The sequence below is a fragment of the Shimia aestuarii genome, assembly GCF_900114635.1.
Lineage (GTDB): Bacteria > Pseudomonadota > Alphaproteobacteria > Rhodobacterales > Rhodobacteraceae > Shimia > Shimia aestuarii.
Map to the genome: position 1 here is coordinate 1,515,724 of NZ_FOTQ01000001.1, position 24,709 is coordinate 1,540,432.

Sequence of the window (24,709 nt, forward strand, 5' to 3'; positions counted from 1 at the left end):
CTTCAATTTTAGGTTTGACCTGCCGTTAAGGGGCGCGACCCTAAACCCTTGGGGATTGTCGTGAACAACAGCGTAAAAGGTTCAAGCTTTGCATTTGACACCGGCTCAAAGGAGCACTTCGGAAACGGATCAGGAGATGCATCCCGGCGTGATCCAGCGGGTTTTGCTGGTGGATGACTCGCGCGTCCAGCGCCGGATTCTGAGCGTATCACTCAAGCGGGACGGGTACGAGGTGATCGAAGCGGCGTCCGGGCAGGAAGCGCTTGAAATTTGCCGGACGACACGCCCGGATCTCGTCCTGTCCGACTGGATGATGCCGGAAATGGACGGTTTGGAGTTCTGCCGTGAATTCCGTGCCTTGCCCGGCGATGATTATGGCTACTTCATCCTGCTCACATCCAAGAGCGAAAAAGCCGAAGTGGCGCAGGGTTTCGATTCCGGTGCGGACGATTTCCTGACTAAGCCCGTTAACGCCTACGAACTGCGCGCCAGGATTAGCGCCGGTGAACGTATCCTTCGGATGCAACGCGAATTGACAGAGAAAAACCGGGTCATTTCCGACACGCTAGACGAATTGCAGCGTGTCTACGACTCGCTGGACATGGACCTGATCGAGGCCAAGAAACTGCAACAATCCCTCGTGCCGGATCGGTTTCGCGATTTCGGCCCGGCGGCGGTGTCATTGCTTTTGCAATCCTCGGGACATGTGGGTGGCGATCTGGTCGGACACTATCGGATCAGCGACACGCGCATCGGCCTCTATTCCATCGACGTTTCCGGCCATGGCATCAGCTCCGCTTTGATCACCGCGCGCCTGGCGGGCTATCTGTCTTCTTCCTCTCCCGAACAGAATGTCGCCATGCAGGTGTTGCCCGACGGCTCGCACATTCATCTCGAACCTCAACAGGTGATCGCGCGGCTCAATGACATCACCCTCGATGAGATGGAGACCGAGCATTACTTTACGATGCTTCTGGCCGATGTTGATCTTCTAACCGGCATCATCACCATGTCCCAGGCCGGGCACCCACACCCCCTGATTCAGCGCGCGGATGGTACGATTGAACAGGACGGACCGGGCGGGTTGCCAGTGGGCTTGATTCCGGGGGCCGAGTTTTCGCAGTTCACCGTTTCACTCTACCCCGGCGACCGGCTCATGATGCTGTCGGATGGGGTCACGGAATGCCCCGACCAAAAGGGGCATATGCTTGGTGAGGAGGGTTTGGAGCGGCTTGTCTCCGACTATGCCGGTCACGAACTCGAAACCATGCTTCAGGCGATGGTCTGGCAGCTTGACGAATTCACCGGGGGGCAGGGGTTCCCGGATGACATCTCGGGAATTCTGCTGGAATACCGCGGTAATAAAACAATCGACTAACGTAGGAACAGACCCGCAAAGTGGCGATCCCCAGCGTTGCCCAGCAACTCGACCGCCGCCTCGACAGTTACCCAATGCGCACTATGCCCGGCCTCGGTCGGCGGGCCGATCCGGTGCGCCGGGCGCGCGAGGTAAATCGTGCACAGCTTCTCGGCCCACATGTCATATTCCGGCATAAATACGAACCGGCGAAACGCCCCAAGCCGACGTGGCGCGCTCATGGTCCAGCCGGTTTCCTCGTAGACTTCCCGATGAAGCGCAGAGACAGGAGATTCGCCGGGATCAATTCCTCCGCCGGGAAGCTGGAATTCGTCATCCGGCTCCTCCTGATAGGTGATCAGCATCCGATCCCCACGCAACAGAACAGCATAGGCACCGGGCCGCATCCGGTACCGAACATCCACCCGTGGCGGTTCTCCGAACCTCGGTATCATGGCTCGACCCCTTTTTGTTGCCCTTGTCGCCCTTATATAGTCGCGGTATGGCAAGGGAAGGCCGATAAGGAAACCCCATGACTCTTGGAACCAAAATCGCCTGGGACGACACTGTTCTGCCGTTCCAGCTGGACAAATCTGATATGCGCGGGCGCGTTGCACGTCTGGACGGCGTGTTGTCGGGCGTGCTGAAACAACATGACTATCCGCCCCAGGTCGAAGCGCTTGTGGCGGAAATGGCCCTGTTGACCGCGTTGATCGGACAAACGATCAAGCTGCGCTGGAAACTGTCGCTTCAGGTTCAGACCAACGGCCCGGTTCGTATGATCGCAACCGACTATTACGGACCGACGAAAGAGGGCGACCCGGCCCGCATCCGTGCCTATGCGAGTTTCGATGCCGACCGGATTACCGACGCGGCTCCGTTCGACCAGTTGGGGGATGGCTACTTTGCCATCCTGATCGATCAGGGCAACGGTACCAAGCCTTATCAGGGCATCTCCGCCCTGACCGGCGGTTCGCTCAAGGCGTCGGCCGAGGCGTATTTTGCCCAGTCCGAACAGCTGGCCACCCGCTTTTCTCTACGCTTCGGCAAATCCATCGAGCCGGGTGTGCCCGAACACTGGCGTGCGGGCGGTGTCATGCTCCAGCACATGCCGAAAGCCTCGCCCCATGTGACCGGCGAAGGCGGCAGCGGCGAAGGCGGCATTCTTTTGGCGCAGGATGTGCTGAACGATGATGACAGCGAAAACTGGAACCGTGTGAACATCCTTCTGGATTCAGTGGAAGACCTGGAAATGATCGGCCCCTCCGTGGCGCCGACCGATCTTCTCATCCGCCTGTTCCACGAAGAACAGCCCCGTGTTTATGACGCACAGCAGATCAAGTTTGGTTGCACCTGTTCCGAGGATCGCGTGCGCGCCAGCCTGTCGATCTACTCGGCCAAGGATATCGAGAAGATGACCACGCCCGAAGGTCGTGTCACCGCTGATTGCCAGTTCTGCGGCGCACATTACGATCTTGATCCCAAGACTGTTGGCAAAGACGCGCAAGAGGTTGACGGTGCCTGATCCTCTCGCCCCGGTTCTGCGTGCGTTGACCCTTGAAAGCGGCGCTTCGTCGGATTTTGATCTCAATCCCGACGTCGTGCTGCCCAAGGGTCGAAAACTGCGCCCGGCCGGGGTGCTGGTGCCCATTGAGCTGCGCGGAGACATTCCGCATGTCATCCTGACCAAACGCAGCTCGCATCTCAAGCATCACCCGGGTCAGATCGCATTTCCCGGTGGCAAGCAGGATGAAGGCGATGCGGATGTGACCGCTGCCGCGCTGCGCGAGGCGCAGGAGGAAATCGGGCTGCCCGTGGACAATGTCGAAGTTCTCGGCACTTTGCCTGCCCATGAGACCGTCACCAGCTTTACCGTGACCCCCGTTTTGGGCCTGATCAGAGACAGATTCGAGATCATTCCCGAACCTGGCGAGGTGGAAGAAGTGTTCTCGGTGCCTCTGGCACATGTCACGGACCCGACCCGGTTTTCCGTGCAGTCGCGCCGCTGGCAGGGAACAAGACGTCACTATTTCACCGTGCCATTCGGCCCTTATTACATCTGGGGCGCCACCGCGCGCATCCTGCGGGGCCTGGCTGACAGGATGCAAAGCCCATGAAACTCACCGGCGACTGGATCCAGGCCCCGGAAACGCAGGCGGTTTGCCGCATGCTGACCGATGCGGGGTTCCAGGCGCTTTTTGTTGGCGGGTGTGTGCGCAATGCGCTTCTGGGGGTCGAGGTCAATGACATCGACATTTCCACCGACGCCGTGCCGACACGTGTCGTGGAGTTGGCAGAGGCTGCCGGCCTGAGGGCGATCCCGACCGGGATCGATCATGGCACGATCACCGTCGTGTCGAACCATGTTCCGCATGAGATCACCACCTTTCGCAAGGATGTCGAAACGGATGGGCGGCGCGCAGTTGTCGCCTTTTCCACATTGGTTGAAGACGACGCGCATCGCCGCGACTTCACCATGAACGCGCTATATGCGCGTCCTGACGGTACGGTTGTCGATCCTTTGGGCGGGATGGTCGACCTGAACAATCGGCGGGTGCGCTTTATCGACGATGCCGACCTGCGCATCCGCGAAGACTACCTGCGCATCCTGCGCTATTTCCGATTTCATGCATGGTATGGCGATGAAGAGGCCGGGATGGATCCCGAGACATTGTCTGCGATCGCCGGAGAAATCGAAGGCATGGCCACCTTGTCGCGCGAACGCATCGGCTATGAGATGCGTCGCCTTCTCGGGGCGCCCGACCCGGCACCCGCTGTGGCGGCGATGCGCAGCACGGGCGCGCTGGGCGCTGTTTTGCCGGGCTGTGACGACAAGGCGCTTGCCCCGCTTGTGCATTTCGAAACCGAACTGGGCCTGTCGCCCGATCCGATCCGGCGTCTCGCCGTGCTGGGGGGCGAAGATACAGGCGAGGCGTTGCGGCTGTCCCGGAAACAGGTCCGCAGCCTGAGGGACATGCGTGATGGACTGGTCGGGATGCAGGGGGCGGCAGAGCTTGGTTATCGACATGGGTCGCAGATGGCGCTGTCTATTCTTGCGCTGCGCGCCGCCGTTTTTGAAATGCCGATGGTGGGGGATGTTGTGGCAGAAGCAGCACGTGGCGCACGCGCGACATTCCCTGTAAAGCCCGCGGACCTGATGCCGCAGATAACCGGGCCTGCACTGGGTTCGGTTTTGAAGCGGCTGGAAACCATGTGGATTGAGTCGGGTTTTGCGATGGACCGCGCCACGCTCTTGCAGGCGGCCTTGTCCTGACCGAACACTCCCGCGCCTTCTGCTTGGGCATGGCTCAGCAAAGCTGAGCCTGTTTTGGGGGCCTTGCCCCCGGTCGCCTTGAGGCGACTCCCCCACGGTATTTTTAATAGATGAAAGTTCCGGGCGTCGGGGCATGTTTTTCTGACCATTGGCCTAAATGCATCGTTCTATGGATTAACCGGGCTTTCCGGCGGGTCGATACCGATGCAATACCGACGTGATACCGACGCAATACCGATTGCCAAAATCCATGAAACACAGCTGTTAACCGGTGATTCGCGCCATTTGGCATGCCGCATGCGTTCGAAGGCCGTCACAAACTCTTAACCTTGGCACCAATTGACAGGTGAGTTTCGGTACGGCAGCATGAAGGCGTACCGGATAATGGAGGGTGCAAGATGTATCGCGGGATCTGGCTGAGCTAAGCCCATACCACCGCCAGCGCGTGCCATCCGGCGCGCACGCTACACCTTGCCGTTTTCCAATCAGGTTTTCCCATGTTCAAGTTTTTCGAAAATCTCGTTGATCCGTATTGCGACTATGTCGAAGAGGATCATCCCCCCAGACGTCTCTGGCCGTTCATGGCGCGTTACATGCGCCCGTTTCGCAAGGTCTTTGTCCTTGCCACAATCATGTCCGTGATCGTGGCTGCTGTTGAAATCGGGTTGATCGGGTACATGGGGCGGATTGTCGATCTGTTGGCGGGCGATCCGTCTCAGGTCTGGGAGGAACACAGGGTCGAGCTGATCCTTGTGGCGCTGTTCGTTCTGTTTCTGCGTCCTGCGTTGCAGGCACTGGATGTTTTGCTGCTGAACAATGCGGTGCTGCCGAACTTTGGCACGCTGATCCGCTGGCGGGCGCATAAACATGTTTTGCGTCAATCTGTTGGGTGGTTCGAGAATGACTTTGCGGGGCGCATCGCAAACCGGATCATGCAGACTCCACCCGCTGCCGGAGAAGCTGTGTTCCAGGTGTTTGACGCCATCACGTTTTCCATCGCCTATTTCATTGGTGCCGGTCTGCTGCTTTCGGATGCGGACCCGCGGCTTGTGATTCCGATGCTGGGATGGATTGCACTATACGCCTGTCTCGTGGGCTGGACGATCAAACGGGTTGGGCCTGCGTCCAAGACCGCATCGGATGCGCGTTCTCGGGTGACGGGAAGGGTGGTGGACGCCTATACCAACATACATTCGGTCAAGCTTTTTGCCCATAATCAGCGCGAGCTGGACTATGCCCGTGACGCGATTGAGCATTCTCGCAAGACTTTTCAGATCGAAATGCGGATTTACACGATGATGGACGTCATGTTGGTGATGCTCAACGGCATTCTCATTGTGTCCGTGGTGGGCTGGGCGGTCTGGCTCTGGATGCAGGGCGAGGCGTCTGTGGGTGTCGTGGCGGCGGCGACGGCGCTTACTCTGCGGCTCAATGCCATGACCGGATGGATCATGTGGGCGTTGACCTCGTTCTTTCGGCAATTGGGGGTGGTCGCCGAAGGCATGGAGACGATTGCGCAACCGATTGATCTTATCGATTCCGAAGACGCCAAACCTTTGCAGATGTTTGAAGGCAAAGTGGAAATTCAATCTCTGTCGCATCACTATGGTCGTGGGGCCGGGGGGTTGGACAAGATATCCCTGACCATTCAGCCCGGCGAGAAAATCGGTTTGATCGGGCGGTCTGGTGCCGGAAAATCAACGCTGGTGAAGCTGCTGCTGCGCTTCTATGACGCCGAGCAGGGCCGTATTTTGATCGACGGTCAGGATATCGCTCAGGTCACACAGGACAGTTTGCGCGACGTCATCGGGATGGTGCAGCAGGACAGTTCACTTCTGCATCGTTCCGTGCGGGATAACATTCTCTATGGGCGCCCCGACGCCACGGAAGACGAGATGATCGACGCCGCGAAAAAGGCTGAGGCGCATGAGTTCATTCTTGATCTGGAAGACCCTGAAGGCCGCAAGGGCTATGACGCTCATGTCGGAGAGCGCGGGGTCAAACTTTCGGGGGGACAGCGGCAGCGGATCACGTTGGCGCGGGTCATTCTCAAGGATGCCCCGATCCTGCTTCTGGACGAAGCGACCAGCGCTCTGGACAGCGAGGTTGAGGCTGTGATCCAGGATACGCTTTACGGGATGATGGAAGGCAAGACCGTGATTGCAATTGCGCACCGCCTGTCAACGATCGCGAGGATGGACCGGATTCTGGTTCTGGAGCAGGGACATATCGTGGAACAGGGCAGCCACTCCGATCTCTTGTCCAAGAATGGGTTGTACGCCGGCTTCTGGGCGCGGCAATCGGGTGGGTTCCTGAATGCGGATGATGCGGCTGAGTAGGCATTTGACCGTGGCCCCTTCTGCGGGTTAGGTGCCGGGCATGACGGAACATGTGATTGAACGGTTGGGGCATCAAGGCGACGGCATCGCTGCGGGGCCCATATTTGCACCGATGGCCCTGCCGGGCGAGGTGGTCAGTGGCGTTGTCGAGGGCAACCGCCTGACCGATATGCGTGTGATGACCCCATCCGGGGACCGGGTCAAACCCCCCTGCCGACACTACAAGGCCTGCGGCGGATGCCAGTTGCAACATGCATCGGATGGGTTTGTCGCGGATTGGAAGGTGTCTGTTGTCCGACAGGCGCTTGCCGCTCAGGGGATCGAGTCCGACATGCGCCCGATCCTGACCTCCCCGGCAAAATCCCGGCGGCGTGCAGTGATATCGGCGCGGCGCACCAAGAAGGGGTCGACGGCCGGTTTTCATGCCCGTGCGTCAGACGTGATCACCGAGATTCCCGATTGCCAACTTCTGGACCCGGGTTTGCTGCCCGCGTTGGCGGTGTCGGCAGATCTTGCCAAGGTTGGCAGTTCGCGCAAGGGCGAGGTTTCAGTGACAGCGACCCTGTCCGAGGTCGGTCTTGATCTTGCCGTGGTGGGAGGTAAACCGCTGGACGGACCCTTGATGGCACAGTTGGCACAGGAAACCGAACGGCACAGGCTTGCACGGCTGACATGGGACGGCGAAATTGTCGCGACCCGTGTCTCACCGGTTCAGACCTTAGGCACGGCTGACGTCGTTCCTCCTCCGGGTGCCTTTCTGCAAGCCACGCCACATGGCGAAAACGCGCTTCTGGGCGCTGTGCAGGAAGCGATTACCCAAGGAACCAAGGGCGTTGACCTGTTCGCCGGCTGCGGCACCTTCACACTGCCTCTGGCGGAACGTGCCCAGATGCACGGGGTCGAAGGGGAAGCTGCCATGGTCCGGGCGCTCGATGCGGGTTGGCGCAAGGCGCATGGGCTCAAGCAGGTCACGACCGAGGCGCGTGACCTGTTTCGAAACCCGATTATTGCCAGCGATTTGCGTTATGATTTTGCCGTGATCGACCCGCCGCGTGCCGGTGCCGAGGCGCAGGTCGCCGAATTGGCCCTTTCCGATATGCGTGAGATTGCCTTTGTGTCCTGCAATCCCGTGACCTTTGCGCGGGACGCGGCCATTCTTATCAAGGGCGGATATCGTCTAGACTGGGTTCAGGTCGTGGACCAGTTCCGATGGTCGGCGCATGTCGAGCTGGCCGCGCGGTTCGTCCGTGTCTGACTTTCACACAGGCGTGAAGCGCCAATTCGGGCTTTCTTTGCTATAGAAGTGCCCATAAAGAAGCCGGCAACGGACGAGGAAACCTGTCGATGCGTTGGATATCCATTCTACTTGTGGCGCTGATGGCCTTTGGCCTGGCGAGCTGCTCCAAATTCAAAACCTATAACGGGCCCGAGGTCACGCGCGTTCTGATCTACAAAGAAGAGCGCAAGATGTACCTGATGCACCATGATAAGGCGCTGAAATCCTATGATATCGGACTTGGGTTCGCACCTGTGGGTCACAAACAGATCGAAGGCGATGGGCGCACACCCGAAGGCGATTATTTCGTCAATCGCCGCAATCCGAACAGCGAGTTCTACCTTTCGATCGGGATTTCTTATCCCAACGCGGCGGACCGCGCCTATGCCCGCTCGATAGGGAAATCTCCGGGGGGCGACATCTTTATCCACGGCCGCCCATCCAAGTACCAGAATGGCAAGGACGACTGGACGGCGGGCTGCGTGGCTGTCACCAACGCCGAAATGCGTGACGTCTACGCGATGGTCAGGAACGGCACGCGTGTCTCGATCTTTCCCTGATCACCCCTAGAACGCGGCAATGTTCACGCCACCAAGGCGCTGACCCATGATGAGCGTCCACCAGATTTTGCCATTCTTTTCCTGGAACCAAGCAAAGCCCATATCCTGTGCATTGGGATCAAGAATGACCGCGCGTGTGTCATCCTGTTCCATCCATGCCGCCAGGGTTTCGATCTCGGTTTCGTAGGTTTCCGAGATCGTCTCGCCCACCAACTTGCCTGTGTAGCCAACACGGGCAACACGATCCAGCGGGCTGGACCCGTCAGACCCAAAATGCCAAGGGCGGTTTTGCAGTGCCATATCCTGCGAGTGGGTAGCCGCAGCTGCGTTCAATTGCGCGTTCAACTCAACCGGACCTGCACCGGAAGCCTGACGCAAGACGTTGACCGAATCGAGAATGCGGTACTGGATTTTCGAGGTCGAGCCTGAGGAAATCCGGTATTGCTTTGCCCCTACGGCACCGCCCGACGAGTCACACGCTGCCAATCCCAGCATGGCAATCAAGAGAATGGCAAGTGAACGCATGATGTCCCCGTTTGGTCTTTTCAGTCGGACCGTGTCTAACCCGCAAGGCGTTGCCTTGAAAACCCACATCGGCGTGACCTTGCCCAGTTGACGCTTGATTGATTTGCGACTGCGGCTTTCCAGCAATAATGTCGTCCAATCAGAAAACCTTTAGGAGCTTCCAATGACGAACGATCGGTCGAACAAGCTTGGCCGCCGCGCCTTTCTTGCATCCGGCGCCGCATTTCTGAGCACCTCGGCACTGGCCCAAACTGAATCAAGCACGACTGAAGTCGAGCGCGATATCAGTCAATCGGTGGTGCGCAATATTTCCAGCTTTCGGTCACTAGAGTGGCAACCTTATTTCTCCGATCTTCGGAACGGTGCAATCTTGGTTGATACAACCTCGCGCGCTCTGCATTACTGGTCGGCGGATGAATCCATTTACAAGCTTTATCCGACCTCGGTCCCTCTTACCGAAGACCTCACGCGCCGCGGTCGCACCAGCATCGTACGCAAGGTCGAGGGTCCAAGCTGGCGTCCCACGCCATCAATGAAAAAGCGCAACCCAGAATGGCCTGATTATGTTGGCCCCGGTCCGGATAACCCGTTGGGCACACATGCGCTTTACTTGAGCTGGACGTATTATCGAATTCACGGGACCCATGACACGCGGAAAATCGGGCGCCGCTCGTCCAACGGCTGCATTGGACTTTATAACGAGCACATCTCGGAATTGTTCTCGCTAGCCAAAGTTGGCACCCAAGTGTTGCTTATTTGACGACATTTTGGCGCGTCTGAACCGAAACCCCAAAAGTTGGGTTTGCAATCGGGGTTTTTTGCTGTTTAGACAGGGTTACGAGGTAAGTCTTGGGTGCTTGACGTCGTCCTCATTAGCGACGTCGGGCAAAATCTGGAGGATACTATGAAGAAACTCGTTCTCGCTGCTGCTATGACTGCTGCTGCATCGACCGCGTTTGCTGGTTCGATGGCTGAGCCGGTTGTTGAACCCCCGGTAATCGAAGAAGAAGCTTCCAGCTCTTCGTCGGCAATCTGGGTTCCGCTGGTGCTGATCGCAATCGTTGGCGCAGTTATCGCAGCCAACTAAGCGCAAGCTTAGAAGCGAACTTTTTGAAGACCAAGAAAGGCGGAGCAGATGCTCCGCCTTTTTTACATTTTGACTTGAAATCCCCAGGGTTTGGCGGGATCGGTGGTCAGGTCATTTGACCCAACCGCCCAGATTCTCGGAAATGATTGCAGACAGCGCATCGATATGCGCAGCGTCATCATTCAAGCAGGGGATATAGGTAAATTTCTCTCCGCCTGCGTGTTCAAAGCTTTCCTTGATCTCTTCGTTGATCTCTTCAAGCGTTTCGATGCAGTCGGAGGAAAAGGCGGGGGCGACCACGGCGATGTTCTTTTTGCCGTCCTCTTTTGCAAGGCGAGCCACTTCGTCGACGGTATAGGGCCGCAACCATTCCTCGGGCCCAAACTGTGACTGGAAGGTTGTGGTCAACTCGGTCGAATCCCAACCGAGTCGTTCCTGCAAAAGCCGCGTGGTTTTTTGGCATTGGCAGTGATAGGGGTCGCCCTCCAACAAATACCTTTCCGGCATCCCATGGTAGGAGACAACCAAGATGTCAGGACGTTTTTCTAGTGCGCCATAAGCCGCTTCGATCGACCGAGCCAATGCTTCGATATAGGCGGGATGATCGCAATACGCTTGAACTGTTCGTGCTGCAGGCTGCCATTTTTCTTCCATCAGGGCGCGGAAAAACTGGTCATTCGCCGTCGCGGTCGTCGCGCCTGCATATTGCGGGTAAAGCGGGAAAAACAGCACGCGTTCACAGCCTGCCGCGACCATCTTGCGGACTTTGGATTTGGTTGATGGATTTCCATAGCGCATGCAGAAATCGACCATGACCTGATCGCCGTAGCGTTCTTTCATGGTCCCGGCGAGCTTCTCGGCCTGGTTTCGGGTAATCGTCATCAGCGGACTTTCACCGCGCTCCTTGTCCCAGATCGACTCATAGGCCTTTCCGCTGGAGAAGGGGCGTTTGGTCAGGATGATCAGCTGCAACAACGGCTGCCATTTCCACCACGGGTAATCAATAACCCGCTTGTCCGAGAGAAACTCGTTCAGATAGCGACGCATGGGCCAATAGGTATAGTCGTCCGGCGTGCCCAGGTTGGCGATCAAAATACCCGTTTTGCCGCGCGCGACTTTCGGGTGATCCGCAGGAGCGTGGTGCGGGCAGGTTGCGTTGGTCATATGTGGGGTCGATCCCTTGGCTAAGTCCTGGCTGGCGGGGTCATTCGCCGGAGAGTTTTGTTTCTTTTGCGCCGAGTACATCGGCAAGTCGGGTCGCGGCAGAACCGGGGCGCAGCGGTTGAGGCTGGCTGGCATCGGGTGCCCAGCCCAGAAGATAGATCAATTCGAACGTCGCCGGAATGCGCCCCTCTGTCATGAATTCTTCTACGTAGATTTCTGCTGCACGGATCAAAACCTGTCGACGCGTCGGCTGGCGTAACCGTCCGGCCAACGCGTTAGCCTCTCCCATGGCGCGCAAATCGCGCATCAGATTCCAGGGAGTTTCATAGGTGACGGTCAGCGGTTCGGAATCCGCCACCGGCAAAGCGAGGCCGGCCCGCTGAAGCAACGCGCCCATGTCTCTGATCTCGGCCATCGGAACCACACGTGGGGACAAGCCGCCGGTGACATCCGACTCCGCCTGCGCCAGCGCTGTCCGCAATTCGTGAAGAGTCTGGCCGCCATAGGCAACGCTCATGAAAAGCCCGTCCGGTTGCAGAGCGCGGCGGCATTGGATGATCTGCCCGACCGGGTCGTTAGCCCAATGTAAAGCCATAGCGTGGATAACAAGATCATGCGCCCCCTGTTCGAGGTTCAGAACCTCGTCATCCGCCACGATTCGCGCGTTCGGCACGCAACTCCGCCAGATTTCGGGAAACCCAGTCACGATCGCCGGGGACGTAAACGCCTTGTTAACCAAGGTTAGGCGATCCTGAATATCCTCGATGGCAGCGTCATGCAGGAACATACCCGCCTCAAGATCGGCGCGGGCGCGGTGTTTTTGCAGGGCGGATCTGTCTGTGATCATGGGGGCGTGTTGCATGGCGCGGAACATAGAGCGATGATTTCGAAGTTTCAAACCGCCTTGAGGGTTGTTTACCCGCCGCGCTGCGTCGGCTGTGGCGAAATGGTCGAGAGTGATTTTGGTTTGTGCGGGCCGTGCTGGTCCAAAACCCCCTTCATAGGCGGGCATGTTTGTGACGCTTGTGGAACTCCCCTTCCGGGATCGGGCGACGGGTATCGCGATCTTTGTGATGATTGCCTTGATCATCCGCGCCCTTGGGGACAAGGCCGGTCCGCTCTAATCTACAAGGGGGCAGCGCGAAAACTTGTTCTGGCCCTGAAACACGGTGACCGGCAGGATATAGCAATGCCTGCGGCGAAATGGATGAGTGCGGCCGTTCGTCCAATTCTGCGCAAGGATATGCTTGTCGCTCCAGTGCCGCTTCACTGGCGGCGCATGCTGGCCCGGCGTTTCAATCAATCGGCATTGCTGGCCAAGGCCTTGGCCGAGGATTTGGCGCTGGAATGCTGTCCGGACCTTCTCGTGCGACCGCATCATCGGCAAAGCACCGAGGGGTTAGGGTTTCGCGAAAGGTTCGATTCCCTGTCAGGGGCAATTGAACCTCATCCAAGGCGTAGGCACCGCGTGGCAGGACGTGCCATTTTGCTTGTTGATGATGTCATGACCAGCGGTGCCACATTATCAGCCGCCACTCATGCCTGTTTGGCTGCCCGCGCCCGCGAAGTGCATGTCATGACACTGGCACGCGTTGCAAAGGATGCCTAAATCCCCCACAAACGGAGCGAAATGAGGGGAAATCCGATGCAATCAGTCGAAATCTACACCAGCCCGCTCTGCGGATTCTGCCATGCTGCAAAACGGTTGTTGAACCAGAAGGGCGTCGAGTTCTCTGAAATCGACGTTTTCCGCAACCCGGATCGAAAGCCCGAGATGATTGAACGGGCAAATGGCGGGCGGACCGTACCGCAGATATTTGTGGGCGAGACCCATGTCGGTGGCTGTGATGATCTTTACGAGTTGGAACGCGCCGGGAAACTCGACGCGCTGCTGGCTTCGGAATGACCTTTCGCGCCGCTCTGCTCCAGATCACCTCCTCGGATGATCCCGCGCAAAACCTCACAACCGTCATGGCGATGTTGCGTGAGGCCAAGGCGAAGGGCGCAGACTTTGCCCTGACACCGGAGGTCACGAACTGTGTTTCAACCAGTCGAAGCCACCAGAACGCCGTGCTTTGTCTCGAGGAACAGGACCCAATGCTTTCGGGCTTGCGGGCGCTATGCAGGGAGTTGGAGCTTTGGCTCTTGATTGGCAGCCTAGGTCTGAAGACCAGCGATCCCGACGGACGTTTCGCCAATCGCTCCATCCTGATTGACGCCCAGGGGCAGATCGTGGCGCGCTACGACAAGATTCACATGTTTGATGTGGATGTGACGCCCGAGGAAACCTACCGCGAGTCGGACGGCTACCGCCCCGGTGCCGAGGCCGTGGTGGCCGAAACGCCGTTTGGAAAGGTCGGGATGACAATCTGTTACGATGTCCGCTTTCCGTATCTACATCGCTCGCTCGCCAAAGCCGGTGCCGAGATTTTGACGGTGCCTGCGGCCTTTTCGCATGTAACCGGTGCTGCGCATTGGGAAGTGTTGCTGCGTGCGCGGGCAATTGAAACGGGGTGTTTTGTGATTGCTCCCGCCCAAACAGGGCAACATGATGCGGTTCGGGGGCAAAGCCGTCGCACCCACGGGCACTCCATGGTTGTGGCCCCCTGGGGCGAGGTTCTGGCGGACGCGGGGACCGAAGTCGGGATTACCTATGTTGATCTCGACCTTAATATGGTCGACAAGGCGCGGCGCAAAGTTCCTGCGCTGACCCATGACCGAGAATTTGGCGGACCTTGAATGAACGACAAGAATGGCCTGGCCATTACCCTCTTTGGCGAGATCCTGATGGCGGATCAACTTGCGCGTTCGCGGCTGACAAAAGCTCTGCCCAAGGGAATGGAGCTGTCGCATTTTTCGGTTCTGAACCACCTTGACCGCGCGCAAGGCGAACGCAGCCCGGCGCAACTTGCCAAAACATTCCACGTCACGCGTGGCGCTATGACCAATACCCTCAGCAAATTGGAACTCGCGGGATATGTACACATCCGTCCCGACTGGGATGATGCGCGTCGCAAGATGGTCGCGATCAGCCCGGCCGGACGGCAAGCGCGGGATGCCGCCCTAGCGGGCATAGCCCCGATGATCAGCGATATCGTCCAGCAGCTGGGAGAGGAGCGTGTGCGCTCTGCTCTGCCGATCTTGCGCGAACTGCGCCTGCGTTTGGATGACGAATCCTGATCAGGTGGGTTTGAGGCTGCTGGTCACGTAGTTGACGCTAAGATCGTTGGCCGAGATTGACCAGTTCCACGTGATCGGGTTGAACACGAACCCCTTGTGATCGACCGGTGTCACTCCTGATTGCTCCAGCAGCGCGAACAGTTCATCGGGCGTTATGAACTTGTTCCACTCGTGAGTGCCCTTGGGCAGCCAGCGCATTACAAACTCGGCTCCCACAATTGCCATCGCAAAGCTTTTGGGATTCCGATTGATAGTCGAACACAAATGCAGGCCGCCGGGCTTCAGGAGTTGTTGGCATGCTGTCAGATAAGAAAGCGGATCAGCTACATGCTCTACCACTTCCATGTTAAGCACGACGTCGAATTGCTCACCGGCATCGGCCAATGCTTCGGCGGTCGTGTGGCGGTAGTCGATGTCCAATCCCGATTGCGTGGCATGAACCTGCGCCACCGGAATATTGCCTGCTGCGGCGTCGGCCCCAACAACAGTGGCGCCCAAGCGCGCCATGGGCTCGGACAACAAACCGCCTCCACAACCGATGTCCAGAAGACGCAAGCCTTTGAACGGCTCGGTCTGTGACAGGTCGCGATTGAACTCGGCCGCGATCTGCGACGTAATATAGTCAAGACGACATGGATTAAGCATGTGCAGGGGCTTGAACTTGCCCTTGGGATCCCACCATTCGGCGGCCATGGCTTCGAACTTGGCGACTTCGGATGGGTCGACGGTGGTCTGAGAGGCTTGCATTTTCTTCATTCCGTGGTCATTTGGGCTGTCTCAACCAATATAGGAAGGACATGGACAGAAACTCGGGCCAAAAGCGCGCAGTGCATTACCTTTATCCTCCGGTCGAACCCTTTGACCAGAGGCAGATGGACGTGGGCGATGGTCATACTGTCTATTACGAACAATCGGGCAATCCGGATGGATTACCGGTTGTAGTTGTTCATGGTGGCCCCGGCGGGGGCAGTAGCCCGGCCATGCGGCGCTACTTTGATCCCAAGGTTTATCGCATCATCCTGTTTGATCAGCGCGGTTGTGGCCGGTCGCGTCCACACGCCAGCACCGACGCTAATACGACATGGCACCTGATCGCGGATATGGAACGTATCCGCGCGGCGCTGGGCATTGATGAATGGATCGTGTTTGGCGGGAGCTGGGGCGCGACGCTGTCGCTGCTTTATGCGCAAACCCACCCCGAACGTGCGGTTTGTCTGGTTCTTCGAGGTGTCTTCCTGATGACTCAATCGGAACTGGACTGGTTCTATGGCGGAGGGGCCGGGCATTTTTGGCCCGAGACATGGAAACGCTTTTCCGACCTGATCCCCGAATCCGAGCGGGGCGACATGATCCAAGCGTATCATCGCCGGCTCTTTTGCGGAGATCACGCGACCGAGGTCAAATATGCGCAAGCATGGGCAAGTTGGGAAAATGCGCTTGCTTCCGTTTATTCCAACGGTGCCGGGGGCGAACCGCCAGCTGAGTACGCGAGGGCGTTTTCACGGCTCGAAAACCACTATTTCCTGAACAAGGGGTTCCTTGCGCAGGATGGGCATATTCTTGCCAACATGGATCGAATTCAGGATATTCCCGGCTACATCGTTCAAGGGCGGTATGACATGATCTGCCCTCCGCGCGCCGCCTATGCCCTGTCCGAGCGCTGGAAGCGGTCGCGGCTGCGGATGATTCGGAACGCGGGCCATGCTTTGAGCGAGCCCGGGATCAGCGCGGAATTGGTGCGAATCATGGATGATTTGGCGCAGGTCTGAGAAATCGGCTGGACAAGCGAGCGTCAACCGCGTCTGGTGTGTTGCGCGATGTCGCCCGACGGCGAACGGAGGATGCCATGTCGAGAATTAGCAGACGTAGCTTGCTGACCAGCGGTGCCGCCGCTGGTGTGTTGGCTGCGTCTGGCATGGCGTTAATGGCTGCCCCACGCGCAGGTGGCACGTTAAGGGCTGCGGTTGCGGGTGGATCGCCTCTCGATTCCTGGGACAGCCGTACGCATTCCGGGTTGTTCATGCTGGTCGCGGCTCACGGCGCGGTATTCGACTGCCTGACCGAAGTTGGCCCCGACGGGGCATTGCGTGGTGAGTTGGCCGAGAGCTGGGAAGCCAGCGCGGATGCCCGTATCTGGACCTTCAACCTTCGCAAGGGTGTGGAGTTCCACAATGGAAAGCGTTTCGGAGCAGAAGATGTGCTCGAATCGCTGGCACTGCATATGGGCCCGGGAAATGCGTCCCCAGCCGCCCCTCTGTTGGCCAATGTCAGCGAGCTGCGAAAGGTGCACGAGCATCAGGTGCAGTTCCACCTGTCTGCGCCGAATGCAGATTTTCCGTATCTGATGGCCGATTATCACCTGATTATCTATCCCGCGGGCTATGTGGAGCTTGCGATGGAGAACGGTATCGGAACCGGACTTTTCCGCTTGGAAAACTTCGAACCCGGCAAAAGGCTTTCGGCGCGCCGGGTGGCATCACATTACAAAGGCACATCTGCCGGCTTTTTTGCGGAGATCGAACTGATCAATGAAAACGGGGACCAAACCCGCCTTGATGCGTTGGGCCGAGGTCACGTTGATGTTGCCAGCCAGATAGCTCCAAGTCTTGCCCGTCAAGTTGAAGGATGGGATGCCGTTGAACTGCAGCGCATTGCAGGAAATCAACATTTCAGTTTTGCGATGAACGCGAGCGTATCACCCTTTGACCGCGCCGATCTTCGGCGGGCGGTCAAGTTTGGAATTGATCGAAATGTGTTCGTTGAAGCAGTCCTTCACGGTCATGGTCGTGTGGCCCATGATACCCCGATTGGGCCTTCAAACCAGTATTATGCAACTGACTTGGAGCCGATTCACCACGACCCGGACCTGGCGCGACACTATTTGCGCAAGGCGGGTGTCGATCGGGTGGCCATGACCTCGACAGGCTATGCATTTGCGGATGCTGAGTTGGCGGGTGGCCTTGTCCGGGACCAGTTACGCTCGATCGGGCTGGATGTGTCGATGACAGACATGCACAACACGGCTGCGCTCACGATGGGCGGCTCTTCGGGGCGTGTGACAGAGGATTGGGCATTCTCGACCTATTACGCTGATGGAGCCTCTTGGAATACGAGCGATTGGCAACATCCCCTGTTTCAGAATCTTCTGCTGACAGCCCGTTCAGAATTGGATGGCAAACGCCGCCGCGCCCATTACACAGACATGCAGCAACTGTTGAGGGACGAGGGACCCGTTGCGATCCCCGCATTTGCCGATCACCTTTTTGCGACCCGAGATACCATTCGGCGCCCAGCCACGATGGGCAATGTGTGGTCGCTCGACAATGCGCGTCTGGCCGAACGCTGGTGGCACGCATAAGGCATCCTCAGATTGCCAAAAGCGGACATCCCGCGACTTGCCGGGCGATTGATCATTGTTGTCAAACGAGGTCGATTTGGGCAGGCTAACGAAGATGAAGAACGTCGGTTATCAAAACGCATCTCTTTGCTGGCAGGCGGCGCGGGAATGTTCGGTTGAAACCAACAGCAAAGGCGCAATTCTGACAGAGCGGGCCTGTGGAACACGCCATTATCTGAACGCCACTGCTGCCATCGTTTATTTGCTGTGTGACAAATGCCATTCCACCGAGGACATTGCCGGTTTTATTGCAGAGCAGTTTTCGCTTGAGAATCTGCCGATTGACGATGTTCAGGGAGCCTTGGATCAACTTCAGGCCAAGGGTTTGATCCAAAGAGGCTAGGTATCCTCGGTGCGCGGAAATTCGAAAAAAGCATATCTTGCGGGATTCTTTCTGAATTCCGAGGGTTTCACCAGAGCGCTCCAACCGTCACCGTAATGGCTTGCCAGCCACGCTTCTGATTGGCGGGGAACCGCAAACTCGATGCCGCGAAGCATGGCGGTGCCAAAGGGTTTGATTTCGCGACCTGTTAGCCAGCCAGGGATGCAGGGATAGCAATAATAGGCGCCGTGTGTGACAAAGGATGTGTAAATCTCGATCCCATGAGGCGCTTTGCCAGAGTCAGGGTCGGTGGTGGTTTTGGCAATGGCTAGGGACACGCCCATGGCCACGGTCGCGGCAATGGAAGGGGCCACAGTCTGGGGCGCGATTGATACAAATGCTTGAGCTTTGAACGCGATGCGCACCGCGTTAGGCGGGGCGTTTTCGTTTAGACCTTGCAGACTCACCACATCGAGCGTATATCCCTCTTCAACAGCGACGCGCTGGGGTCCAAACCCAACGCGCACCGAACGACGACACGGGCCGCTGGCCCGTTTTTTTGTGCCCGGAGGCACGCTGATGAGTGACCTGATTGCCAAGGCGGCGATTGACCGCAAACTGGCCGACATTGTTGCCCCAGTCATCGAAGACATGGGGTTTGAACTTGTGCGCCTGCGCCTTATGGGGGGGAATACCCATACGCTGCAGATTATGGCGGAACGTCCCGAGGGCGGGATCGAAGTTGATGAATGCGCCGCGATTTCAAACGCAATCAGCGCCATCCTCGATGTCGAAGACCCGCTGTCTGACAGCTATGTTCTGGAAGTGGGCAGCCCGGGAATTGACCGCCCTTTGACGCGTCTCAAGGACTTTGAGACCTATGAAGGCTACGACGCCAAGCTTGAGACTAGCGAACTGATTGATGGGCGCAAGCGGTTCAAAGGCGTTTTGGCTGGCGTCGAGGGTGATGATGTACTGATCAACATCGAAGATCGGGGTGAGACCGTCACAGTGGGCCTCCAGTTCGACTGGCTCGTCGAGGCGAAGCTCGTTCTGACCGACGAGTTGATCAAGGAAATGCTGAAGGCCCGCAAGGACGCGGGCACTCTGAACGAAACCGATTTTGACGAGATCGAGACCGAAAAGTCCGAGGAGGAATAAACATGGCAATTACCTCTGCAAACCAGCTGGAACTGCTCCAGACCGCCGAGGCCGTGGCCCGCGAAAAGATGATCGACCCGGCACTCGTGGTTGAAGCGATGGAAGAATCGCTCGCCCGTGCGGCCAAGTCTCGCTATGGCGCGGAGATGGACATTCGCGTGTCGATCGACCGCAAGACCGGTAAGGCCACGTTTACTCGTGTGCGCACCGTGGTCGAGGACGAAGAGCTGGAAAACTATCAGGCCGAGTTCACCGTTGAGCAGGCCAAGCAGTACATGGAAGACCCCAAGGTCGGCGATGTCTTTGTCGAAGAAGTTCCGCCGGTCGAAATGGGCCGGATCGCGGCGCAGTCGGCCAAGCAGGTTATCCTGCAGAAAGTGCGCGAAGCCGAACGTGATCGCCAGTACGAAGAATTCAAGGATCGTGCCGGCACCATCATCAACGGTGTGGTCAAGCGCGAAGAATACGGCAACGTTATCGTCGACGTGGGCCGTGGTGAAGGCATCCTGCGCCGCAACGAGAAGATCGGTCGCGAAAGCTATCGTCCGAATGACCGTATCCGCTGCTACATCAAGGATGTCCGTCGCGAGACCCGTGGCCCGCAGATCTTCTTGAGCCGCACAGCGCCGGAGTTCATGGCCGAGCTGTTCAAGATGGAGGTTCCGGAAATCTATGACGGCATCATTGAGATCAAGGCCGTAGCCCGTGACCCCGGTTCGCGCGCCAAGATTGCCGTGATTTCCTATGATGGTTCGATTGACCCGGTGGGCGCTTGCGTTGGTATGCGCGGCAGCCGTGTTCAGGCCGTCGTGAACGAGCTTCAGGGCGAGAAAATCGACATCATCCCGTGGAACGAAGACCAGCCAACCTTCCTCGTGAACGCGCTGCAGCCTGCCGAAGTCACCAAGGTGGTTCTCGACGAAGAAGCGGGCAAGATCGAAGTTGTGGTGCCGGATGAGCAGCTGTCGCTGGCCATTGGCCGCCGTGGTCAGAACGTGCGTCTGGCTTCGCAGCTGACCAACCTCGACATCGACATCATGACCGAGGCGGAAGAGTCGGAGCGTCGTCAGAAAGAGTTTGAAGAGCGTACCTCGCTGTTCATGGACACGCTGGATCTCGATGAATTCTTTGCTCAGTTGCTGGTGTCTGAAGGTTTCACCAACCTTGAAGAAGTTGCCTATGTCGAGCTTGACGAACTCTTGGTCATCGATGGCGTCGATGAAGACACCGCGAACGAACTCCAGGCACGTGCACGTGACTATATCGAAGCTCAGAACCGCGCCGCCCTTGAAGCCGCGCGTGAACTGGGTGTCGAAGATAGCCTTGTTCAATTCGAAGGCCTGACACCCCAGATGGTCGAAGCGCTGGCCAAAGACGGTGTTCTGACATTGGAAGACTTCGCGACCTGCGCCGACTGGGAGCTGGCCGGCGGCTGGACCACGGTTGAAGGTGAACGGGTCAAGGACGATGGTATTCTTGAGCCCTTTGATATGTCGTTGGAAGAAGCACAAGACCTCGTCATGACAGCCCGCATCGTGCTGGGTTGGGTGGATCCAGCTGATCTTGAAGCAGAGGAAGAAGAAGCCGCCGAAGAAACCGCAGAAGACCAAGAGGAGGCCGGGGCCTGATCTCAGGCCCTGGAGGGCTCAAAATGGGACGCGGCGGTCGACCCAAGGACAAGGCGGGAGAGCCTGAGCGCAAGTGCATCGTGACCGGAGAGGTTGCGCCGCGCGGCGGGTTGGTGCGCTTTGTCGTCGGGCCGGATGAACAAGTCGTGCCTGACATTTTGGGCAAACTGCCTGGTCGGGGTATGTGGGTGAGTGCGCAGCGCTCCGCCATTACCAAGGCTGCGACCAAAGGTCTGTTTTCGCGCGCAGCGAAGGCAAAAGTGAAAGTGTCCGCCGATCTGGCGGACGTGGTGGAAAATCAGCTAGCGCGTCGGGTGGTCGATCTGATCAGCCTGTCGCGCAAATCGGGCCACGCCGTGGCCGGATACGAGAAAGTGAAGGACTGGCTTGTCAAGGAACAGGCAGCGATCCTGTTGCAGGCATCAGACGGTTCTGAACGTGGAAAAACCAAATTACGCCCCCCCTATGGCGGCAAACACATCGACTGGCTGACGGCAGACGAATTGGGTTTGGCATTTGGGCGACAAACTGTGATACATGGAGCGCTTGCGTCTGGTGGACTCGCTCAACGTGTTGTAGAGGATGCCCAAAGATTAAAAGGCGTACGCGAAATTGCGGTGGCAGGGGCCATCGGAAAGGAAAAGACAGCTAGATGAGCGATAACGACGGTAAAAAAACCTTGGGTCTGCGTGGCGGCAATCGGCCGGGTAACGTGAAGCAGAGCTTCAGCCATGGACGGACCAAGAATGTCGTGGTGGAAACCAAGCGGAAGCGTGTTGTGGTTCCCAAGCCCGGCGCAGCCAAGGCAGGTGTGTCTGCGGCCAAGGGTTCCGGTGATCCGGCGCGTCGTCCTGCTGGGATTTCCGACGCAGAAATGGAGCGCCGTCTGAAAGCACTTCAGGCGGCTAAAGCGCGCGAAGCGGAAGAAGCGGCCGAACGCGAAGCTGAAGAAAAGGCGCGTGCCGAGGAACGCGAGCGTCGCCGACAGGAAGCAGAAGCCAAAGAGCGTGAACAGCGCGAAGCTGAGGAAAAAGCCCGCAAGAAAGCGGAAGACGAAGAGCGCAAACGCCAGGAAGAGGCCGAAGCCGCCAAGCGTGCTGCCGCCGAAGCCGCTGCCGCTGCGGCTACGCCCAAGCAGGATGCGCCCGCACGGGCTCCGGCGAACAAGCCGCTGCCATCGGCGACACCCCGCAAAAACGAGCGCGAACAGCGCCCGGCCCGCGGCAAGGGCCGTGATGATGGTCGCCGTTCGGGCAAGCTGACCCTAAACCAGGCGCTTTCGGGTGAAGGTGGGCGTCAGAAATCGCTCGCTGCGATGAAACGGAAGCAAGAACGTGCCCGCCAGAAGGCTATGGGAGGTTCGGTCGAACGCGAAAAGGTCATTCGGGACGTTCAGCTTCCCGAGGCGATCGTAGTGTCCGAGTTGGCCAACCGTATGGCTGAACGTGTTGCTGACGTTGTGAAAGAGCTCATGAAAATGGGCATGATGGTCACGCAGAACCAGACGATTGACGCAGATACTGCTGAACTGATCATTGAAGAGTTCGGTCACAAGGTTGTACGCGTATCGGATGCGGACGTGGAAGACGTCATCTCCGATACTGAGGACAAGGAAGAAGACCTCAGGCCGCGTCCGCCTGTGATTACAATCATGGGTCACGTCGACCATGGTAAGACCTCGCTTCTGGACGCAATCCGCGACGCCAAAGTTGTTGCGGGTGAAGCTGGTGGTATCACCCAGCATATCGGCGCCTACCAGGTGAAAACCGACAGTGGCGCAGTGTTGAGCTTCCTCGACACGCCGGGCCACGCGGCCTTTACCTCGATGCGGTCGCGTGGTGCCCAGGTTACTGATATCGTTGTTCTGGTTGTGGCTGCGGACGATTCGGTCATGCCGCAGACGATTGAGGCGATCAACCACGCCAAAGCTGCCGGTGTGCCGATGATTGTCGCGATCAACAAGATCGATAAGCCTGCCGCCGACCCGGACAAAGTGCGGGCGGAGCTGCTGCAACACGAAGTGATCGTCGAGAAGATGTCGGGTGAAGTGCAGGACGTTGAAGTTTCCGCAATCACCGGTCAGGGTCTCGATGATCTTCTCGAGGCGATCGCGCTTCAGTCGGAGATTCTCGAACTCAAGGCGAACCCGGATCGCGCCGCGCAGGGCGCGGTTATCGAAGCGCAGTTGGATGTGGGCCGTGGTCCCGTCGCGACGGTTCTGGTGCAAAAGGGTACGCTTAAACAGGGCGATATCTTTGTTGTGGGCGAGCAATACGGTAAGGTCCGTGCCCTGATCAACGACAAGGGCGAGCGCGTGACGGAAGCCGGGCCGTCGGTTCCGGTTGAGGTTTTGGGTCTGAACGGCACACCGGAAGCGGGTGACGTTCTGAACGTGACCGAGACCGAAGCCCAGGCGCGCGAGATTGCCGCGTATCGTGAACAGGCTGCCAAGGACAAACGGGCCGCTGCAGGTGCCGCGACAACCTTGGAACAACTGATGGCCAAGGCGAAGGAGGACGAGAACGTCGCCGAACTGCCGATCCTGGTCAAAGCCGATGTTCAGGGGTCGACCGAAGCCATCGTTCAGGCGATGGAAAAGATCGGTAACGACGAAGTTCGCGTACGTGTGCTGCACTCGGGTGTTGGCGCGATTACCGAAACAGATGTTGGTCTTGCTGAAGCAAGTGGTGCGCCGATCATGGGCTTTAACGTTCGTGCTAACGCTTCTGCTCGGAATACGGCCAACCAGAAGGGCGTGGAAATCCGCTACTATTCAGTGATCTACGATCTGGTTGACGACGTAAAGGCTGCTGCTTCCGGCCTGTTGTCGGCCGAAATCCGCGAAAACTTCATTGGGTATGCCGAGATCAAGGAAGTCTTCAAGGTGTCCGGCGTGGGCAAGGTGGCTGGTTGCCTTGTGACGGAAGGTGTCGCACGCCGTTCTGCCGGGGTTCGCCTCCTGCGGGACAACGTTGTGATCCACGAGGGCACGCTGAAAACGCTCAAACGCTTCAAAGACGAAGTGGCAGAGGTTCAGTCGGGTCAGGAATGCGGCATGGCATTCGAAAACTACGACGACATCCGTCCGGGCGACGTGATTGAAATCTTCGAACGCGAAGAAGTCACGCGGACATTGGCATAAAAAGAAGGGGGCCTCCAAGTGGAGGCCCCCGTTTTTCGTTTCCGTGAGAGTGGTGGCTTTGTCAGCTGCGCTTGGCTGTAATCGGGACGCCCGAATAAACGGCATCTCCGACGCGAACAGAAATTCGACCCCCAGGCAACGCCTCGACGAACGTCCCCTGAATGGACACACTGCTGCCCACCGTAATAGTCCTAAGCATGTCAATTCCCCAGTTTCTTGACAGTTTGGATATAGGTATTTTGTTAGCTATGTAACATCCCGCCGGACGTCACATTAACGTAACGTTAGCTCATGGAC

26 protein-coding genes and 1 pseudogene are annotated in these 24,709 nt (G+C 58.0%); 21 read left to right on the forward strand and 6 right to left on the reverse strand.

All coding sequences use genetic code 11. The annotated features are described in order from the left end of the window. Nucleotides 1-136 precede the first annotated feature (136 nt). Nucleotides 137-1,378, forward strand: a complete 1,242-nt coding sequence (locus BMZ35_RS07480) for a PP2C family protein-serine/threonine phosphatase (RefSeq protein ID WP_093092318.1) — start codon at nucleotides 137-139, stop codon at nucleotides 1,376-1,378. Here BMZ35_RS07480 and BMZ35_RS07485 read toward each other — a convergent pair. After that, nucleotides 1,375-1,812 (reverse strand): NUDIX hydrolase, encoded by a 438-nt coding sequence (locus BMZ35_RS07485; RefSeq protein ID WP_093092320.1) that lies wholly within the window; start codon nucleotides 1,810-1,812, stop codon nucleotides 1,375-1,377. The genes BMZ35_RS07480 and BMZ35_RS07485 overlap by 4 nt on opposite strands. A gap of 77 nt (nucleotides 1,813-1,889) precedes the next feature. Between BMZ35_RS07485 and hslO the strand changes: the two genes are divergently transcribed. From hslO to BMZ35_RS07515, 6 genes are all read left to right on the forward strand, one after another. Beyond that, nucleotides 1,890-2,882: an Hsp33 family molecular chaperone HslO gene (gene hslO / locus BMZ35_RS07490; protein WP_093092322.1), complete on the forward strand. Its 993-nt coding sequence runs from the start codon at nucleotides 1,890-1,892 to the stop codon at nucleotides 2,880-2,882. Further along, entirely contained in the window at nucleotides 2,875-3,474 is a 600-nt protein-coding gene (locus tag BMZ35_RS07495) for a CoA pyrophosphatase (RefSeq protein ID WP_093092324.1), read from the forward strand. The genes hslO and BMZ35_RS07495 overlap by 8 nt, the downstream gene beginning before the upstream one ends. Further along, nucleotides 3,471-4,631 carry a CCA tRNA nucleotidyltransferase gene (locus BMZ35_RS07500; protein ID WP_093092326.1) on the forward strand — a complete coding sequence of 387 codons (1,161 nt, stop codon included), beginning with the start codon at nucleotides 3,471-3,473 and terminating at the stop codon, nucleotides 4,629-4,631. Before BMZ35_RS07495 ends, BMZ35_RS07500 begins: the two co-directional genes overlap by 4 nt. 497 nt (nucleotides 4,632-5,128) lie before the next feature. Further along, the gene (locus BMZ35_RS07505; protein ID WP_093092328.1) at nucleotides 5,129-6,970 is read left to right on the forward strand and encodes an ABC transporter ATP-binding protein; all 1,842 of its coding nucleotides are present in this window, start codon (nucleotides 5,129-5,131) and stop codon (nucleotides 6,968-6,970) included. A 40-nt stretch (nucleotides 6,971-7,010) separates the two neighbouring features. Beyond that, nucleotides 7,011-8,225 (forward strand): class I SAM-dependent RNA methyltransferase, encoded by a 1,215-nt coding sequence (locus BMZ35_RS07510; RefSeq protein ID WP_093092330.1) that lies wholly within the window; start codon nucleotides 7,011-7,013, stop codon nucleotides 8,223-8,225. Nucleotides 8,226-8,314: 89 nt separating this feature from the next. Continuing rightward, nucleotides 8,315-8,806: a L,D-transpeptidase family protein gene (locus tag BMZ35_RS07515; protein ID WP_093092332.1), complete on the forward strand. Its 492-nt coding sequence runs from the start codon at nucleotides 8,315-8,317 to the stop codon at nucleotides 8,804-8,806. Nucleotides 8,807-8,812: 6 nt separating this feature from the next. On the opposite strand, the gene dalA is transcribed toward BMZ35_RS07515, so the two are convergent. After that, the gene (dalA, locus tag BMZ35_RS07520) at nucleotides 8,813-9,334 is read right to left on the reverse strand and encodes a divisome-associated lipoprotein DalA (protein WP_093092670.1); all 522 of its coding nucleotides are present in this window, start codon (nucleotides 9,332-9,334) and stop codon (nucleotides 8,813-8,815) included. Between the two features lie 160 nt (nucleotides 9,335-9,494). Here dalA and BMZ35_RS07525 point away from each other — a divergent pair, with 160 nt between their 5' ends. Both BMZ35_RS07525 and BMZ35_RS07530 read left to right on the forward strand, forming a co-directional pair. Then, nucleotides 9,495-10,091, forward strand: coding sequence for a L,D-transpeptidase (locus BMZ35_RS07525; RefSeq protein WP_093092334.1), 597 nt, complete (start codon nucleotides 9,495-9,497; stop codon nucleotides 10,089-10,091). A 144-nt stretch (nucleotides 10,092-10,235) separates the two neighbouring features. Continuing rightward, on the forward strand, nucleotides 10,236-10,418 hold the full coding sequence (locus BMZ35_RS07530) for a hypothetical protein (protein WP_093092336.1): 183 nt from the start codon (nucleotides 10,236-10,238) through the stop codon (nucleotides 10,416-10,418). 111 nt (nucleotides 10,419-10,529) lie between these two features. Here BMZ35_RS07530 and hemH read toward each other — a convergent pair whose 3' ends face one another. Together hemH and BMZ35_RS07540 are read right to left on the reverse strand one after the other, a co-directional pair. Next, nucleotides 10,530-11,582 (reverse strand): ferrochelatase, encoded by a 1,053-nt coding sequence (gene hemH, locus BMZ35_RS07535; protein ID WP_093092338.1) that lies wholly within the window; start codon nucleotides 11,580-11,582, stop codon nucleotides 10,530-10,532. 40 nt (nucleotides 11,583-11,622) lie between these two features. Next, the gene (locus BMZ35_RS07540; protein WP_093092672.1) at nucleotides 11,623-12,444 is read right to left on the reverse strand and encodes a methyltransferase domain-containing protein; all 822 of its coding nucleotides are present in this window, start codon (nucleotides 12,442-12,444) and stop codon (nucleotides 11,623-11,625) included. Nucleotides 12,445-12,528: 84 nt separating this feature from the next. Between BMZ35_RS07540 and BMZ35_RS21275 the strand changes: the two are divergent. From BMZ35_RS21275 to BMZ35_RS07560, 5 genes and pseudogenes are all read left to right on the forward strand, one after another. Further along, nucleotides 12,529-12,606: pseudogene (locus tag BMZ35_RS21275) on the forward strand (ComF family protein); the annotation flags it as partial. Nucleotides 12,607-12,771: 165 nt separating this feature from the next. Then, complete coding sequence (locus tag BMZ35_RS21280) at nucleotides 12,772-13,191, forward strand: ComF family protein (RefSeq protein WP_341350626.1); 420 nt, start codon at nucleotides 12,772-12,774, stop codon at nucleotides 13,189-13,191. Between the two features lie 36 nt (nucleotides 13,192-13,227). Then, complete coding sequence (gene grxC, locus BMZ35_RS07550) at nucleotides 13,228-13,488, forward strand: glutaredoxin 3 (protein WP_093092342.1); 261 nt, start codon at nucleotides 13,228-13,230, stop codon at nucleotides 13,486-13,488. Then, complete coding sequence (locus BMZ35_RS07555) at nucleotides 13,485-14,321, forward strand: carbon-nitrogen hydrolase family protein (protein WP_093092344.1); 837 nt, start codon at nucleotides 13,485-13,487, stop codon at nucleotides 14,319-14,321. Before grxC ends, BMZ35_RS07555 begins: the two co-directional genes overlap by 4 nt. Continuing rightward, nucleotides 14,322-14,762, forward strand: coding sequence for a MarR family winged helix-turn-helix transcriptional regulator (locus tag BMZ35_RS07560; protein ID WP_093092346.1), 441 nt, complete (start codon nucleotides 14,322-14,324; stop codon nucleotides 14,760-14,762). It abuts the gene before it with no gap. Here BMZ35_RS07560 and ubiG read toward each other — a convergent pair whose 3' ends face one another. Next, nucleotides 14,763-15,509, reverse strand: a complete 747-nt coding sequence (gene ubiG, locus BMZ35_RS07565; RefSeq protein ID WP_093092674.1) for a bifunctional 2-polyprenyl-6-hydroxyphenol methylase/3-demethylubiquinol 3-O-methyltransferase UbiG — start codon at nucleotides 15,507-15,509, stop codon at nucleotides 14,763-14,765. A gap of 50 nt (nucleotides 15,510-15,559) precedes the next feature. Between ubiG and pip the strand changes: the two genes are divergently transcribed. From pip to BMZ35_RS07580, 3 genes are all read left to right on the forward strand, one after another. Continuing rightward, on the forward strand, nucleotides 15,560-16,531 hold the full coding sequence (pip, locus tag BMZ35_RS07570) for a prolyl aminopeptidase (RefSeq protein WP_093092348.1): 972 nt from the start codon (nucleotides 15,560-15,562) through the stop codon (nucleotides 16,529-16,531). A 41-nt stretch (nucleotides 16,532-16,572) separates the two neighbouring features. Further along, complete coding sequence (locus BMZ35_RS07575) at nucleotides 16,573-18,120, forward strand: ABC transporter substrate-binding protein (protein ID WP_242654719.1); 1,548 nt, start codon at nucleotides 16,573-16,575, stop codon at nucleotides 18,118-18,120. A 94-nt stretch (nucleotides 18,121-18,214) separates the two neighbouring features. Further along, a complete protein-coding gene (locus BMZ35_RS07580) occupies nucleotides 18,215-18,502 on the forward strand; it encodes a PqqD family protein (protein WP_093092351.1) in 288 nt (95 codons plus the stop codon). Here the strand turns inward: BMZ35_RS07580 and BMZ35_RS07585 are convergent. Beyond that, nucleotides 18,499-18,906: a hypothetical protein gene (locus tag BMZ35_RS07585; RefSeq protein ID WP_165610027.1), complete on the reverse strand. Its 408-nt coding sequence runs from the start codon at nucleotides 18,904-18,906 to the stop codon at nucleotides 18,499-18,501. The genes BMZ35_RS07580 and BMZ35_RS07585 overlap by 4 nt on opposite strands. Nucleotides 18,907-19,057: 151 nt before the next feature. Between BMZ35_RS07585 and rimP the strand changes: the two genes are divergently transcribed. From rimP to infB, 4 genes are read left to right on the forward strand one after another with little or no spacing between them, the layout of a single operon-like run. Further along, a complete protein-coding gene (gene rimP, locus BMZ35_RS07590; protein WP_093092676.1) occupies nucleotides 19,058-19,642 on the forward strand; it encodes a ribosome maturation factor RimP in 585 nt (194 codons plus the stop codon). 2 nt (nucleotides 19,643-19,644) lie between these two features. Beyond that, complete coding sequence (nusA, locus tag BMZ35_RS07595) at nucleotides 19,645-21,270, forward strand: transcription termination factor NusA (RefSeq protein ID WP_093092355.1); 1,626 nt, start codon at nucleotides 19,645-19,647, stop codon at nucleotides 21,268-21,270. Between the two features lie 23 nt (nucleotides 21,271-21,293). Next, nucleotides 21,294-21,926 carry an RNA-binding protein gene (locus BMZ35_RS07600; RefSeq protein WP_093092357.1) on the forward strand — a complete coding sequence of 211 codons (633 nt, stop codon included), beginning with the start codon at nucleotides 21,294-21,296 and terminating at the stop codon, nucleotides 21,924-21,926. Beyond that, a complete protein-coding gene (infB, locus tag BMZ35_RS07605) occupies nucleotides 21,923-24,412 on the forward strand; it encodes a translation initiation factor IF-2 (protein WP_093092358.1) in 2,490 nt (829 codons plus the stop codon). Before BMZ35_RS07600 ends, infB begins: the two co-directional genes overlap by 4 nt. The last annotated feature ends 297 nt before the right edge of the window (nucleotides 24,413-24,709 follow it).